At 68.2% G+C, this 14268-nt stretch carries 14 protein-coding genes; 2 read left to right on the top strand and 12 right to left on the bottom strand.

Annotation, left to right across the window (positions count from 1 at the left end; genetic code table 11):
- Positions 1-6: 6 nt before the first annotated feature.
- From mftF to mftA, 6 genes are all read right to left on the bottom strand, one after another.
- Positions 7-1419 (bottom strand): mycofactocin biosynthesis glycosyltransferase MftF, encoded by a 1413-nt coding sequence (gene mftF / locus AC5Y30_RS11320; RefSeq protein WP_499918206.1) that lies wholly within the window; start codon positions 1417-1419, stop codon positions 7-9.
- Positions 1416-2147, bottom strand: a complete 732-nt coding sequence (gene mftE, locus AC5Y30_RS11315) for a mycofactocin biosynthesis peptidyl-dipeptidase MftE (protein WP_499918205.1) — start codon at positions 2145-2147, stop codon at positions 1416-1418. Before mftE ends, mftF begins: the two co-directional genes overlap by 4 nt.
- 164 nt (positions 2148-2311) lie before the next feature.
- On the bottom strand, positions 2312-3499 hold the full coding sequence (gene mftD / locus AC5Y30_RS11310; RefSeq protein ID WP_499918204.1) for a pre-mycofactocin synthase MftD: 1188 nt from the start codon (positions 3497-3499) through the stop codon (positions 2312-2314).
- 2 nt (positions 3500-3501) lie between these two features.
- Positions 3502-4707 carry a mycofactocin radical SAM maturase gene (mftC, locus tag AC5Y30_RS11305; protein ID WP_499918203.1) on the bottom strand — a complete coding sequence of 402 codons (1206 nt, stop codon included), beginning with the start codon at positions 4705-4707 and terminating at the stop codon, positions 3502-3504.
- Positions 4704-5030, bottom strand: coding sequence for a mycofactocin biosynthesis chaperone MftB (gene mftB / locus AC5Y30_RS11300; protein ID WP_499918202.1), 327 nt, complete (start codon positions 5028-5030; stop codon positions 4704-4706). The genes mftC and mftB overlap by 4 nt, the downstream gene beginning before the upstream one ends.
- On the bottom strand, positions 5015-5104 hold the full coding sequence (gene mftA, locus AC5Y30_RS11295) for a mycofactocin precursor MftA (RefSeq protein ID WP_463832414.1): 90 nt from the start codon (positions 5102-5104) through the stop codon (positions 5015-5017). Before mftA ends, mftB begins: the two co-directional genes overlap by 16 nt.
- 98 nt (positions 5105-5202) lie before the next feature.
- Between mftA and mftR the strand changes: the two genes are divergently transcribed.
- Positions 5203-5799: a mycofactocin system transcriptional regulator MftR gene (gene mftR / locus AC5Y30_RS11290; protein WP_499918269.1), complete on the top strand. Its 597-nt coding sequence runs from the start codon at positions 5203-5205 to the stop codon at positions 5797-5799.
- Positions 5796-6842: a DUF2332 domain-containing protein gene (locus tag AC5Y30_RS11285; protein WP_499918201.1), complete on the top strand. Its 1047-nt coding sequence runs from the start codon at positions 5796-5798 to the stop codon at positions 6840-6842. The genes mftR and AC5Y30_RS11285 overlap by 4 nt, the downstream gene beginning before the upstream one ends.
- 31 nt (positions 6843-6873) lie before the next feature.
- On the opposite strand, the gene AC5Y30_RS11280 is transcribed toward AC5Y30_RS11285, so the two are convergent.
- From AC5Y30_RS11280 to fusA, 6 genes are all read right to left on the bottom strand, one after another.
- Positions 6874-8061 (bottom strand): NAD(P)/FAD-dependent oxidoreductase, encoded by a 1188-nt coding sequence (locus AC5Y30_RS11280; RefSeq protein WP_499918200.1) that lies wholly within the window; start codon positions 8059-8061, stop codon positions 6874-6876.
- Between the two features lie 25 nt (positions 8062-8086).
- Positions 8087-8914, bottom strand: a complete 828-nt coding sequence (locus AC5Y30_RS11275; RefSeq protein WP_499918199.1) for a mycofactocin-coupled SDR family oxidoreductase — start codon at positions 8912-8914, stop codon at positions 8087-8089.
- A gap of 90 nt (positions 8915-9004) precedes the next feature.
- The gene (locus AC5Y30_RS11270) at positions 9005-9835 is read right to left on the bottom strand and encodes an SHOCT domain-containing protein (RefSeq protein ID WP_499918268.1); all 831 of its coding nucleotides are present in this window, start codon (positions 9833-9835) and stop codon (positions 9005-9007) included.
- 87 nt (positions 9836-9922) lie between these two features.
- Complete coding sequence (locus tag AC5Y30_RS11265) at positions 9923-10684, bottom strand: PE family protein (protein ID WP_499918198.1); 762 nt, start codon at positions 10682-10684, stop codon at positions 9923-9925.
- 158 nt (positions 10685-10842) lie between these two features.
- Complete coding sequence (tuf, locus tag AC5Y30_RS11260) at positions 10843-12033, bottom strand: elongation factor Tu (RefSeq protein WP_044483827.1); 1191 nt, start codon at positions 12031-12033, stop codon at positions 10843-10845.
- A gap of 110 nt (positions 12034-12143) precedes the next feature.
- On the bottom strand, positions 12144-14249 hold the full coding sequence (gene fusA / locus AC5Y30_RS11255) for an elongation factor G (protein ID WP_499918197.1): 2106 nt from the start codon (positions 14247-14249) through the stop codon (positions 12144-12146).
- Positions 14250-14268 lie beyond the last annotated feature (19 nt).

Genomic DNA, 14268 nt, shown 5'->3' with positions numbered 1-14268 from the left:
TGGTGGTTAACTCCGGATCTGAGGCTTCAGTGCGCGCGCGTTGCGCTCCCGTAGCACACCCCACCACAACCCGAGCCCGTACGCCAGGTCGTCGACGCGTTTGAGCACCAGGTAGGTCGGCAGCCCGATCGGTTCGACATCGTCGCTGATGGCGTCGCGGCGGCGAAGCCAGTCGACCACCCCGTCCATGACGGCCGCGACCAGAACGACCCGCCGGAAGTGACGCGACATGGCCGCGGCGAGCAACGCCAGCGGCCAGTAGTGCCGGCACAGCGCGGACGCCAGCTGCAACGCCGCGGACCACAGGCCGCGTCCCGCGATCATCGCGACATCGGTCATCGACGTCTCGGCGTTGCGCATCGCCCGCGCGATCCGGTGACCGGTCAGCACGGCGAAGACCACGGACACCAGCCGCGACAGGGTGGACCCGAACGCCATCAGGATCCACGTCATCAGCGCCCAGCCGGAAATCACCACCGGGGCCGTCTTGTCCGGGTGGCGTACCGAAAGCGGGGCCGCCGAACCGCCGTAAAAGGCTTTGCGCGCAAGCCAATCCCGCAACTCGGTGCGGTGGTCGTGGGCGACCAGCGCGATCGGCTCGTAGCGCAGCCGAACGCCGGCCTCGATGAGCCGCCAGCACAGGTCGACGTCCTCGCCGGACTGCAGGGTCTCGTCGAACCCGCCGACCCCCCGGATCGCCGCGCACCGGCAGATGATCGCCGCGCTGGGCACGTAGGACACCGTGCTGTGCGGCAGCACGGGCGCCTCACGCTCCCCGAGGTCGAGCGAGGAGTGCACCGCCTCGTAGCGCGCCACGACGTTCTCGTTGTGCGACAGGCCCACGATGCGGGGCGCGACCAGGCCGACCGTGGGATCGCAGAAGTGACCGAGCAGGGCCTCCAGCCAGCCCCGGCGCGGCGCGACATCGGAGTCCAGGAAGGCGACGAAGTCCGTCCGGCAGGCCGCCAGCCCGGTGTTGCGGGCCGCCGCCGGGCCCTTGCTGCGGTGGTGGCGCAGCACCTCGATGTCACAGTGCGCGCCGACGAAATCTTCCGGTTCGACGGGAGGAAACGAGCCGTCGTCCACCACGACGATACGCAGGCCGCGCAGGGAGCTGACCAAGCGGCGCACTCCAGAAAGGTTGTCGCGCACCGGGATTACCACCGTCACGTCATGGTGTGATGGGCCACCGGCGGGCCGCGGATGTGCCACCGTGGCGTCCAGCAGCGTGCGGGCAAGCTGGGCGCTGAGGTCGTCGCGCACCTTCAGCCGGCCATCCGAGAGCATGTCCTGCGCGGCGGGGGCCAACTTCAGCAGCCGGGTCGGCGAACCGCCGAGCAGCGCCGAGCCGTCGCCGAGCACCCGCACGCGGCGGTCGACCTGAACGGCGAACCCGTTCGGCAGCCGGGGCGCGGTCACCTGAGCATCCCGTCCGGCCCGGGGCGCCAGCGGACGACTCGACGGACACACCCGTCGACCATCTCGGTCAAGATCCGCTCGCCCTCGGCGGCGGTGGCGGTGGTCGGGTCGCCCAGCACGCCGACCGGGCTGACCGCCGCGACTCCCCCACGGCGCATCGACCCGAGCAGCTCGGGCAGGGGTGCGACGTTGCCCGGCACCCACTCGTCGGTCCGGACGACGGCCGGTGAGATGTGCAGCAACAGTGATGTTTCGGTATGGCCGGCGTGGGCGTCGCCGCCGGCGGTCAGGCAGGCAGACCAGCCGACGTCGCGGCCCTCGGCGCGCAACTGGGCCACCGCCCGGCTGCACGCCGTGACGTTGCCGCCGTGACCGTTGACGAAGACCAGGCGCCGGGCCCAGGCGGCCGCTGACCTGCCGTACTCGACCAGCAGCAACGTCAACGCCTCGGTGCCCAGCGAGACCGTTCCGGCGAAACTCTGGTGCTCGCCGCTGGCGCCGTAGGCGACGGCGGGCGCCACCAGCCAGTCGGGTCCGAGGCGCGGCGCAGCGCCGACGGCGACCGCCGTCGCGATCCGGGTGTCGGTGTCCAGCGGCAGGTGCGGGCCGTGTTGTTCGGTCGACCCCAGCGGAACCAATACCGACGCCGACATGCTCGATAGCTGGCTCGACGTCGCGGTTCCCAAGTCGCCGAGTACGGACACTCGGTGATGGTAGGACGAATTCACCTGGCGTGCACCAAATGTTGGAGCTTGAAAATAACTTTTTTTCTCCGGCCGTTCACCGGGCGTTCGAATCGTGGGCTCGTCCGTCACGGTTACCCCGCCCGTATCACGATTTGCGGCCGCGTCACTTAATCCGGAGATGTCCGCCCGGCATGGCCAGGCTTTCCCTACGCGCCGCCCGAGGGCACGCCCAGTGCCCGGGTGAATCCGGACGGCACCAGGACGTGGTCGGGTCCGAGGTCGTGAACCGAGGACAACCCGAGACCCATCAGCGCCGAGTCGATGCCGCCCCGCAAGATGTCGAGAACGTTCTCCACGCCCGGTTGGCCGGCCGCGGCCAGCCCCCACAGATAGGCGCGGCCGATCATCACCGCGCGCGCTCCCAACGCGACGGCCTTGACGACGTCGCTGCCGCGCCGGACGCCGCCGTCGAGCAGCACCTCGATCTGATCGCCGACGGCGGCCGCCACCGCGGGCAGGGCACGGATCGAGGCCGGCGTGCCGTCCAGATTGTTGCCACCGTGATTCGAGACCGAAATGGCCGAAACCCCGGCGTCCACCGCCTTTTTGGCGTCATCGACGCGCATCACGCCCTTCAGCATGAACGGGCCGCCCCACAGCTCGCGCAGCCAGGCGATGTCCTCCCAGGTCGGCGGCGGAGTGCCCATCCACTCCCCGTACGCCTGAAAGAACGGGGGCCCCGGCTCGCCGCGGCGGCCCTGGTTGGGCACCCGCAGCTCCGGGGGCCGCATGGTCTTAGCCCACTGCAGGAACCACCGCGGTTTGGTGATGACCTCCGGGCTCATCTTGACGATGGTCTTGAAGTCCATCTTCTCCGGGATCGACGGGCTGCCCCAGTCCCGGCCGTGCGAGAAGCTCCAGTCGGTGGTGACGATCAGCCCCACCGCCCCGGCGGCGCGAGCGCGCTCGACCCGCGCGGCGATCGCGTCACGGTCGCCCAGCCAGTACACCTGAAAGAACACCTTGGGGTTCGCCGCGATGACCTCTTCGATCGGCTTGCTGGCGAACGATGACAGCCCCATGGCGGTGCCCCGGGCCGCGGCGGCACGCGCCACGGCGACCTCGCCATCGGGGTGCACCGCCTGCACACCGGTCGGTGAGATCAGCACGGGCAGCGAAATGTCTTGCCCCATAACGCTGGTCGACAAGTCGCGCTTCTCCTGCGCACCGATCACGTGCGGCGCGAATCCGAGTTCGCTGAAGGCTGCCACGTTGTCGGAGACCGTGACTCCCTTTTCGCTGGCCGAAATCAGCGACGAATAGGCCGATTTCGGCAACCGCCGCTTGGCGCGTTGCTGCGCGATGGCGACGGTTTCAAACCATGCGTCGGCCACCGCTACACCGGGCTTTCGTTACACATGCGCGCAGGCGGCGCGGCCGGCGTGACCGCCGGTGGTCGCAGCGACAGCGTGAGCGGCACCGGCTGGCGGATGCGCTTGCCGCGGGAGTGATCGGCGCGGGGACGCGGCGTCTCGCGGTCGTGCGCCAGCGCCGTGACGCTGTGGCCCTGTACGCATTCGGGGTCCGGTCCGTCCAGCGGCAGGCCGGTGAAGAATTTGGCGGCCATGCATCCGCCCCGGCAGCTGTCGTAGTGCCCGCAGCTGCCGCAGGCGCCCGCCGACTGGGGCTCGCGCAGCTCGCGGAACAGCGGGGCGTTTTTCCAGACGTTGGAGAAACCGCTGTCGGACAGCACGTTTCCGGCCAGGAAGCGGTCGTGGATGGCGAACGGGCAGGCGTAGACGTCGCCGACCGGGTCGATCAGGCACACGACGCGGCCAGCGCCGCACATGTTCAGGCCGGCCAGGGCGCCGGATTGGCCGAGCGGAGCGAGGTGGAAGAACGAGTCGCCGGTGAGCACCCGCTCGCCCTTGGCGACCAGCCAGTCATACAACTGGACCTGCTGGTCGGCGGTGGGGTGCAGCTCCTCCCAGACATCGGCGCCGCGCCCGGACGGGCGGAGCCGGGTGATGCGCAGCGTGGCGCCGTAACGGCTTGCCAGCGCGGCGAATTCGTCGAGTTGGTCGACGTTGTGCCGGGTGACGACCACGGAGATCTTGGCGTCGGAGAAACCGGCGTTGGCAAGGTTTTTCAGCGCTCGCACCGCCATGTCGAACGATCCGGGGCCGCGGACGGCGTCGTTGACCTCGGCGGTGGCGCCGTCCAGCGAGATCTGCACGTCGACGTAGTCGCTGGCGGCCAGCCGAGCGGCGACCTCGGGTGTGATCCGGACGCCGTTCGTGGAGAACTTCACGCCGACGTGGTGTTCGGTCGCGTAGTCGACCAGCTCCCAGAAGTCCGGGCGCACAGTGGGTTCCCCGCCACCGATGTTGACGTAGAACACCTGCATGCGTTCGAGTTCATCGATGATGTCCATGCACTGACGGGTGGACAGCTCCCGCGGATCCCTCTTGCCCGACGACGACAGGCAGTGCACACAGGCGAGGTTGCAGGCGTACGTCAGCTCCCAGGTGAGGCAGATCGGCGCGTCCAGCCCGCGCTCGAACTGCTCGATCAGCCGGGGTACAGGGGCCGCTGTTGTCATTGATCGTCCTTCCGGGGCACCAGCATGTTGGACTCGACGAGCACCCCCAGCGCGTGCAGATACGGCGCCTGCGCGGCGTCGTCCACTCCCGCCGCGCGGCAGGCGGCCCGGACGTCGGCGTGGTCGGCCAGCGACTGCACCACGGTGAGGATGGTGCGGTTCTTCAGGAACGACAGCTTGCGGGTACCGAAGTGGTAGAGCAGCGCGCCGAACGGTTCCGGCCGAACCGCCACCTGCGGGTGCAATCGCCAGCCGCGATCAGGATCGAACGACGTCGGCGTCCGAGCCTGCGCGGGCGCGGGCACGGTCAGTAGACCCCGCACATGCCGTCGATGGACACCTCTTCGACCAGGGTCTCGGCGACGAGCTGGGTGTCGGTTTCGGTCTCGTGGTCCACGGGGCTTGCCTTTCGTCCGGTCTTGACAACGATGGGAGCTGAGTCACACTCGCCGTCAGAATATGGCATCGAGTGCCGAAATGGAAGGGCGGGGTCTGATGGTGCCGCAGCCGCGGGTGGGCAGGCGCCGCTCGACCACCCCGCACCACATCACCGACGTCGCGATCGACATGTTCGCGGCCCGCGGTTTCGCCGACGTGAGCGTCGACGATGTCGCGGAGGCCGCGGGCATCTCCCGCCGGACCCTGTTCCGGTATTACGCATCCAAGAACGCCATTCCGTGGGGCGACTTCGACAACCACCTTGCCCACCTGCGCGATTTGCTCGACGACGTCGATGCTGACGTGCGCCTGGGCGATGCGCTGCGCGCTGCGTTGTTGGCGTTCAACACGTTTGACGAATCCGAGATGGCCCGCCACCGCCAGCGCATGCGGGTGATCCTGCAAACCGCTGAGCTGCAAGCGTATTCGATGACGATGTATGCGGGCTGGCGGGAGGTGATCGCGGGATTCGTGGCGCGCCGGCTGGACTGCAAGACCACCGATCTGACGCCCCAGACGGTCGCCTGGACGATGCTCGGGGTGGCCTTGTCGGCATACGAACACTGGCTGAGCGACGAATCCGTACCGCTGCCGGTCGCCCTGGGCAATGCCTTCGACGTCGTAGGCGCGGGGCTGGACGGGTGGGGCAGGTGACGGCCGAGCACCTGCTGCACACCCTGCGGTCACAGGGCAGCTTCTGCGCCTCGTCGGGATCGCCGATGTATGGCGAGCTGTTCGAGTTGGTGGCCGGCGACGTCGAAGCCGGCGGTGTCTTCGCGACCGTCTTGTCCGGGCGCGAGGACGCGCCGTCGCGCGACGCGGTGCCGCTGCGGTTGCTCGGCGGGCTACACCGACTGGTGCTCGACGGCCGGGCGGCGCGGTTGCGCCGCTTCTACCCCAGCACCGGGGGCCGGTGGGACGCCCGGTCCGCCTGGCCGGAAATCCTCGACACGGCCGCCGGTCACGTCGACATGCTGCGCGCGGCGCTCGGCCAGCCGCCGCAGACCAACGAGGTGGGCCGATCGGCCGCCCTGATCGGCGGGCTGCTGCACATCAACCACGAATTCGGCTTGCCGATAAGGCTTTACGAGATCGGGTCGAGCGCGGGGCTGAACCTGCGCGGGGATCACTACCGCTACGGGTTCGCCGGTGGGCAGTGGGGGCCGGACGACTCGCCGGTGACCATCGACGACGCATGGCGCGGCGCGCTGCCACCCCGGCGCGACGTGCGGATCGTGGCGCGCCACGGCTATGACATCGCGCCTCTCGACGTCGGTGACGCCGACGGGGAGCTGACGGTGCTGAGTTATGTGTGGCCCGATCAGGGTGCCCGGCTGGCGCGGCTGCGCGGCGCCATCGAGGTGGCCCGCCGGGTCCCGGCCGTGCTCGAGCGCCGCACGGCGGCCGACGCGGTCGCCGGCCTGACGCTGGCCGACGGGGCCCTGACGGTCCTGTGGCATTCGATCACCTGGCAGTATCTGTCCGCCGAGGAACGCGGCGCCGTGCGCGCCCATCTGGACTCGCTGGCCGCGCGCGCCGATGCGCGCTCGCCGTTCGTCCACCTCACGATGGAGCCCGCGCGTGACGGGCCGGGCGCACCGATCAAGTTCGTGGTGCGTGCCCGCGTCTGGCCGGGGGGCGGTCCGCAGGTGCTGGGCGAATGTCATCCGCATGGCCCGCCGGTGGACTGGCAATGATCCGGCGCAGTCGAGCGAGCGAAAGTCCGTGTCAGCCAAGCACTTCCGCGATGGGTACGGCCGCGGCGATCTTGGCCCGAACCTTCATTACCTTGCCGGGCATCCCACCGCCGACCACCCCGACCAGCGCCCCGTCGCGTTCGTAGTAGGCCAGGAACTTGCGGCCGTCGTCCTCGACGATATGGACGATGTCGCCGGCTTCCGGCTCACCCAGGCACTGGATCTTGACGTCGTATTGGTCGCTCCAGAAGTAGGGGACGACCACCACCGACGGCACGTCCTGACCCAGCAACGCGGGCACCACGGCCCGTGCCTGATCGGCGACGTTGCTCCAATGTTCCACGCGCCCTTGGTGTCCCGTCGCGTCACGCCACGATGCGACGTCGCCTAGGGCCCAGACGTTCGGCGCGCTGGTGCGTCCGGCCTCGTCGCAGATGACGCCGTTGTCGACCTCGACGCCGCTGCCTTCAAGCCATTCGGTCGCCGGGCGCGACCCGATGCCGACCACCACGATGTCGGCCGGCAATTCGGTACCGTCGCTCAGCACCACCGCCTCGACGTGCGAGTCGCCGCGCACCTCGGCCACCCCGACCCCGAGGCGAACGTCGACACCTTCGGCACGGTGCAGCCGCGCGACCAGCTGCCCGATCTGCTCGCCGAGCACTGCGGCCAGCGGCGTCGGCTGCGGCTCCACCAGCACCACGTCCACGCCCAGGCTGCGCAGGCTGGCCGCCACCTCGCAGCCGATGAAGCCGGCCCCGATGACCACGGCGCGTTGCGCCGCCGACGCGTGCTCGCGCAGCGCAAGGCTCTCGTCGAAGGACCGCAGCACGCGGATGCCCTCGAGATCCGGGATGGCCGGGATGCGGCGGGGCACCAGGCCGGTGGCGATGACGAGTTCGGCGTAGCTAAGCGCCGTCCCGTCGTCCAGAGTCACCGTCTGCGCGGCGGTGTCCAGGCTCGTCGCGGCCGACCCCAGTCGCAGGGTGATGCCGTTCTCGTCGTACCACTCGCGCGGTTTGAGCGCGGTGTCGTCGACCTCTTTGCGCAGCACCTCTTTGGACAGCGGCGGGCGGTCGTAGGGCAGGTGCACCTCGTCGCTGACGATCGTGATGGGCCCGGAATACTCCGCCTTCCGCAGCTGCTCGGCGGTGCGCGCGGCGGCCAATCCGCCGCCGACGATCACGATCCCGTTGTTGGCGCTTTCGTCACTACTCACGTGGTGTTCTTAGCACGATGGCCGCTCAGTACTTGAGTGCACCCTTATCCACGGGGATCTGCGTGCCGGTCAGGGTGCCCGAGCCTTCGCCGGCGAGCCACGCCACCACGTCGGCCACTTCATCGGCCGCCATGAATCCGTTGGGCTGCACCGGCATTGGCGGAAAGCTGTGGACGAAGGTGGGATGCTTGGCGAAAATCTCCATCATCGCCTCGGGTTCGATCATCGGGGTGTCCACCGAGTACGGGTGGATGGAGTTGACCCGGATGCCGAATTCGCCGAGCTCGATGGCGAGCGTGTTGGTGAGCGCCGTGAGTCCGTGCTTGCTGGCCGAGTAGTGGCCGTTGCCCGGTGTGGCCTTGATGCCCGCCGACGAGCTGACCACGATTATGGAGCCGCCGTTTCCCGCGTCGATCATCGCGGGCACGGTGGCGCGCAGCGTGCGCCAGGTGCCGGTCAGGTTGACCCCGATGACCGTGTCCCACTGCTCGTCGGTCAGCTCCCAAATGCGGCCCCAGCTCAGCACTCCGGCGTTGGCCACCACGACGTCGAGCCGGCCGAATTGCTCGATCCCGTCGGCGACGAGATCCCGAAGCGCGGCGTCGTCGCGGATGTCGACCTCGCGGCTCAAGACCTTGCGCCCCTCGTTCTCCACCAGGCGGGCGGTCTCGTCGAGGTCTTCGCGGGTGGCCGGCGGGTAGGTCACGCTTGCGGACGCCGGCCCGCAGATGTCGAGCGCGATGATGTCGGCGCCTTCGCGGGCCAGCCGCACGGCGTGCGAGCGTCCCTGCCCGCGGGCGCCACCGGTGATGAATGCGACCCGTCCCTGCAGTGATCCGGCCTGTCCAGCCACGTGTAACCCCTTCGACCGCCGATAGATCAAGCCAGGCTAGCAGCGCAACTGAAACGTGTTCTAATTCACCCGGCGTTGCCGGACGGGCGCCTAGATTTCGGAGATGATCGACGCGCGCCGGCTGGCGTATTCGTCGTCGGTCAGCGCCCCGCTGGCGTGCAGATCCTTCAGTTCTTGCAACCGCGCCGCGATCGACGGCTCGGGAGGCGTGACCACCGCGGCGGGCGCGCCGGCCGGAGCCGGTTGCGGGGCAGGGGTCTGCTGTTCGACCGCTCGGCGGACCACCGCCTGGATCTGGCCGCGCAGGGCCGGGTTCGACCGGATGTCGACCATCTGATTGAGCGCGACGTTGTTGGCCTTGAGGATCTGCAGGATTTCCATCAGCGGGCCGGCCTGCCCGCTGAGGTCGTAGGTCTTGTTGTCCTCGGCCACGGTGAACTGCGCGGGCACCAGCCCGTTGACCAAAGCGCTTCGCTCCCAGTCGATCCGGTATTCGCTGGTGGTGGGGTTGACCAGGACCACCACCTTGCGGGCGTTGAGGTTGCCGAGCCGGGTGACGCTGGCGATCACCCGGTCTTCGCTGTCGAACGGCAGGATTCCGGGACCGGCGATGTGCAGGCGCACTTTGACGACCTGCTGGTTGTTCACCCATGTTCCGGTTTCGGTGATCCCGGTGATCTGCGCGAGCGCCAGCACCCCGTTCTGCTCGAGCGCGGCCGCCTTGGCCGACGACTTGGCGCCGTAGTTCGCCAACGCGAGCGCGACCAACACGTCGGCCACGGTGACCAGCAGACCGACGTAGAACATCCACTGCAGCAGGCTGTCTTGCCCCAGGTTGAAGTACACGATCAGAAAGATCGGTCCGACCAGGCCGCCGCACAGCAAAACGATCAACTGTGCCTTCAGGTAGCGCGCTAACACATGCCCCTCCTCGGCTTGCTGGGGAATCGGTGTCAGATTAGCGCTCACCGGGCCGCGGCGAACGAATTACGCGCAAACCGCGTCAGGTCACCGTTCGGGGGGTACGACCGGCACCCGCTTGACCGGCGTGCCCGCCGGGGGCCCCGGCTGCGCGGCGGCCTCGGCGTGCGGTACGGCGCGCGCCGACACCGGCATCGCCGGGGCCGCGGAGGTCTGTGGCGGCACCCCGGCCTGCGCGGCCGCGGCGGGAGCGGCGGCCGGTGTCGCCACCGATACCGGCGATGCCGCCGGCTGGACGGTGGCGGCAGAGCTGGCCGGCGCGTAAGCCGGTGTGACCACCCGCGCCGCGCCGGCCGGCGTGGTGGCCGAGGCCAGCGTCGCCGATCCCGTCGGTGCGGCCGCAACCGGCGGGCCGGCCGGTGCAGGCGGCGCGGCGGCCGGCGCCATCCCCGCCGCCAGCGGTCCGGCGGGCGCGGCCGGCGCGGACGTACCCACGGCGCCGGCGCTCACCGCCGGTACCTGCGCGGCCACCGACGCCTGGGCCGCCGCGGCCTGCAGCGGGGCGGTGTTGGCGGCCTCGGCGAACGCGTACTGCGCCGCACCGCCGTTCATCAACTCCACGAACTGGCTGTGAAACGCGGTCGCCTGCGCGCTGAGCGCCTGATACACCTGGGAGTGCGCATCGAAGAGCGCGGCGATGCTCACCGACACCTCGTCGGCGCCGGGAGCCAGCACGCTCGACGTCGGACCCTTCGCGGCGGTGTTGGCAGAGGTGATCGTCGACCCGATGCTGGCCAGGTCCCCGGCCGCGGCCTCGACGAATTCGGGCGTCGCTTGAACGAACGACATTGCCAACCCCCCGCAACGCTACGGTCAGGAAAAGATGGGCAAATCGTAAACCAGGTCGCGCCACCGCCGCAGGGACTCGTCCGCTTTGGTCCCAGCCCACCCAACGCGCAAAGCCCGGATTGCCGAGTCGGCAATCCGGGCTTTGCGGTACTGCGAGATTACTTGATGATCTTGACGACCCGGCCGGCGCCGACGGTGCGGCCACCCTCGCGGATCGCGAACCGCAGACCGTCGTCCATGGCGACGGGCTGGATCAGCTTCACCGAGATGTTGGTGTTGTCACCGGGCATCACCATTTCGGTGCCCTCCGGCAGCGTCACCACACCGGTCACGTCGGTGGTGCGGAAGTAGAACTGCGGACGGTAGTTGTTGAAGAACGGCGTGTGCCGGCCGCCCTCGTCCTTGGACAGGATGTAGACCTGGCCCTCGAACTCGGTGTGCGGGGTGGTGGTGCCGGGCTTGGTCACGACCTGACCGCGCTCGACGTCCTCGCGCTTGATACCACGCAGCAGCAGCCCGACGTTGTCGCCGGCCTGACCCTGGTCGAGCAGCTTGCGGAACATCTCCACACCGGTGACGGTGGTCTTGGTGCTGGTCGGCTTGATACCGACGATCTCGACCTCTTCGTTGACGTTGATGATGCCGCGCTCGACACGACCGGTGACCACCGTGCCACGACCGGTGATGGTGAAGACGTCCTCGACGGGCATCAGGAACGGCTTCTCCGTCTCGCGGACCGGGTCCGGGATCGACTCGTCGACGGCCTCCATCAGCTGCTCGACGGACTCGACCCACTTGGCGTCGCCCTCGAGCGCCTTGAGCGCCGAGACCCGCACGACCGGGGCGTCCTCGTCGAACTCCTGGGCGGCCAGCAGTTCGCGGACCTCCATCTCGACGAGCTCGAGCAGCTCCTCGTCGTCGACCATGTCGGCCTTGTTCAGCGCGACCAGGATGTAGGGCACGCCGACCTGACGGGCCAACAGCACGTGCTCACGGGTCTGCGGCATCGGGCCGTCGGTGGCGGCCACCACCAGGATGGCGCCGTCCATCTGGGCCGCACCGGTGATCATGTTCTTGATGTAGTCGGCGTGACCCGGGGCGTCCACGTGGGCGTAGTGACGCTTCTCGGTCTGGTACTCCACGTGGGAGATGTTGATGGTGATACCGCGCTGACGCTCCTCGGGCGCGTTGTCGATCTGGTCGAACGCGCGGGACTCGTTCAGGTTGGGGTACTTGTCGTGCAGAACCTTGGTGATAGCCGCGGTCAGCGTGGTCTTGCCGTGGTCAACGTGACCAATGGTCCCGATGTTGACGTGCGGCTTCGTCCGCTCGAACTTCGCCTTCGCCACTTCTGTGTCCTCCTGGACTAGTTGGTGCTTGTTAAAGCAGTGTTGGTGTTTTCAGTTGTGCCGCGTCCCAGGCATTCCAATGACCCGGCAAGATTACTCCCAGCAGATTTCTACTGACCCGTCGCTTTGGCGATGATCTCCTTCGACACGTTCGCCGGCACTTCGGCGTACGAGTCGAACACCATGGAGTAATTCGCCCGGCCTTGAGTCTTGGACCTCAGGTCGCCGACGTAGCCGAACATCTCCGACAGCGGCACATGCGCCTTGACGACGCGCGCACCGCTTCGCTCCTCCATGGCCTGGATCTGGCCACGGCGGGAGTTCAGGTCGCCGATCACGTCACCCATGTAGTCCTCGGGTGTGGTGACCTCGACGGCCATGATCGGTTCCAGGATCACCGGCTGCGCTTGCTGCGCAGCCTTTTTCAGCACCTGCGAACCGGCGATCTTGAACGCCATCTCCGACGAGTCGACCTCGTGGAACGCCCCGTCGAGCAGAGTGACCTTCAAGTTCACCAGCGGGTAGCCGGCCAGCACGCCGTACTGCATCGCGTCCTGGGCTCCGGCGTCCACCGACGGGATGTACTCGCGCGGGATGCGGCCACCGGTGACCTTGTTCTCGAACTCGTAGGTTGCACCGTCTTCGCCGGTGAACGGCTCCAGGTTGATGATGACCTTCGCGAACTGGCCCGAGCCACCCGTCTGCTTCTTGTGGGTGAACTCGACGTTCTGCGCCACCCGCCGGATGGTCTCCTTGTAAGCCACCTGCGGCTTACCGACGTTGGCCTCGACCTTGAACTCGCGGCGCATCCGGTCCACCAGGATGTCCAGGTGCAGCTCGCCCATCCCGCCGATCACGGTCTGGCCGGTCTCCTGATCCAGGTGCACCTTGAACGTCGGGTCCTCCTCGGCGAGCTTCTGGATCGACAGCGACAGCTTCTCCTGGTCGCTCTTCGTCTTGGGCTCGATGGCCACCTCGATGACCGGGTCGGGGAAGGTCATCGACTCCAGCACGATCTGCTGGTTCGGGTCGCTCAGGGTGTCACCGGTGGTGGTGTCCTTGAGCCCGATCACCGCGTAGATGTGCCCCGCCGAGGCGGTCTCCACCGGGTTCTCCTTGTTGGAGTGCATCTGGAACAGCTTGCCCAGCCGCTCCTTCTTGCCCTTGGTGGCGTTGATGACCTGGCTGCCGGAGTCGACCTTGCCCGAGTACACCCGGACGTAGGTCAGCTTGCCGAAGAAGGGGTGCGTCGCGACCTTGAACGCGAGCGCGGAGAACGGCTCGTCGGTCGACGGGTTGCGGGTGACCTCTTCGTCCTCCTTGCCCGGAGCGTGGCCCACGGCAGGCGGCACATCCAGCGGAGACGGCAGGTAGTCGATGACGGCGTCGAGCATCGGCTGCACGCCCTTGTTCTTGAACGCGCTGCCGCACAGCACCGGGTATGCCTCCGAGCTGATGGTCAGCTTGCGGATGGCGCCCTTGATCTCGTCGACCGTGAGCTCCTCGCCGCCGAGGTACTTGTCCAGCAGCGCCTCGTCGGTCTCGGCGACGGCCTCGAGCAGCTTGGTGCGGTACTCCTCGGCCTTCTCGGCCAGCTCGGCCGGGATCTCGATGGTGTCGTAGGTTTCGCCCAGCTTCGTCTCGCCGCGCCACACCTTGGCGTTCATCTCGACCAGGTCGACGATGCCCTCGAAGTCACCCTCGGAGCCGACGGGCAGCTGAATCGGGATGGCGTTGGCGCCGAGCCGCTCCTCCATGGTCTTCACGGAGAAGTAGAAGTCGGCCCCGATCTTGTCCATCTTGTTGACGAAGCAGATACGCGGGACGTCGTACTTGTCGGCCTGCCGCCAGACCTGCTCGGACTGCGGCTCGACACCCTCCTTGCCGTCGAAGACGGCCACGGCACCGTCGAGCACGCGCAGGCTGCGCTCCACCTCGACGGTGAAGTCGACGTGCCCGGGGGTGTCGATGATGTTGATCTGGTTGTCTTTCCAGAAGCAGGTGGTGGCCGCGGAGGTGATGGTGATCCCCCGCTCCTGCTCCTGCTCCATCCAGTCCATGGTGGCGGCGCCGTCGTGCACCTCACCGATCTTGTAGCTGATACCGGTGTAGTAGAGGATGCGCTCGGTCGTCGTCGTCTTGCCGGCGTCGATGTGCGCCATGATGCCGATGTTGCGGACCTTGGTCAGGTCGGTCAGCACGTCCTTCTGTGCCACAGAAGTCTTCCCACTCTTT

It is taken from the genome of Mycobacterium sp. NGS27, from assembly GCF_059813005.1.
The sequence above is the reverse complement of the archived record's forward strand: the minus strand, read 5'-3'. Positions and strand labels throughout refer to the sequence as shown.

Bases quoted from the DNA above. Each gene is read 5' to 3' on its own strand.
- AC5Y30_RS11265 (WP_499918198.1), bottom strand. From the start codon at position 10,684: ATGTCGTTCGTTCAAGCGACGCCCGAATTCGTCGAGGCCGCGGCCGGG.
- mftR (WP_499918269.1), top strand. From the start codon at position 5,203: ATGGTGCCGCAGCCGCGGGTGGGCAGGCGCCGCTCGACCACCCCGCAC.
- mftC (WP_499918203.1), bottom strand. From the start codon at position 4,707: ATGACAACAGCGGCCCCTGTACCCCGGCTGATCGAGCAGTTCGAGCGC.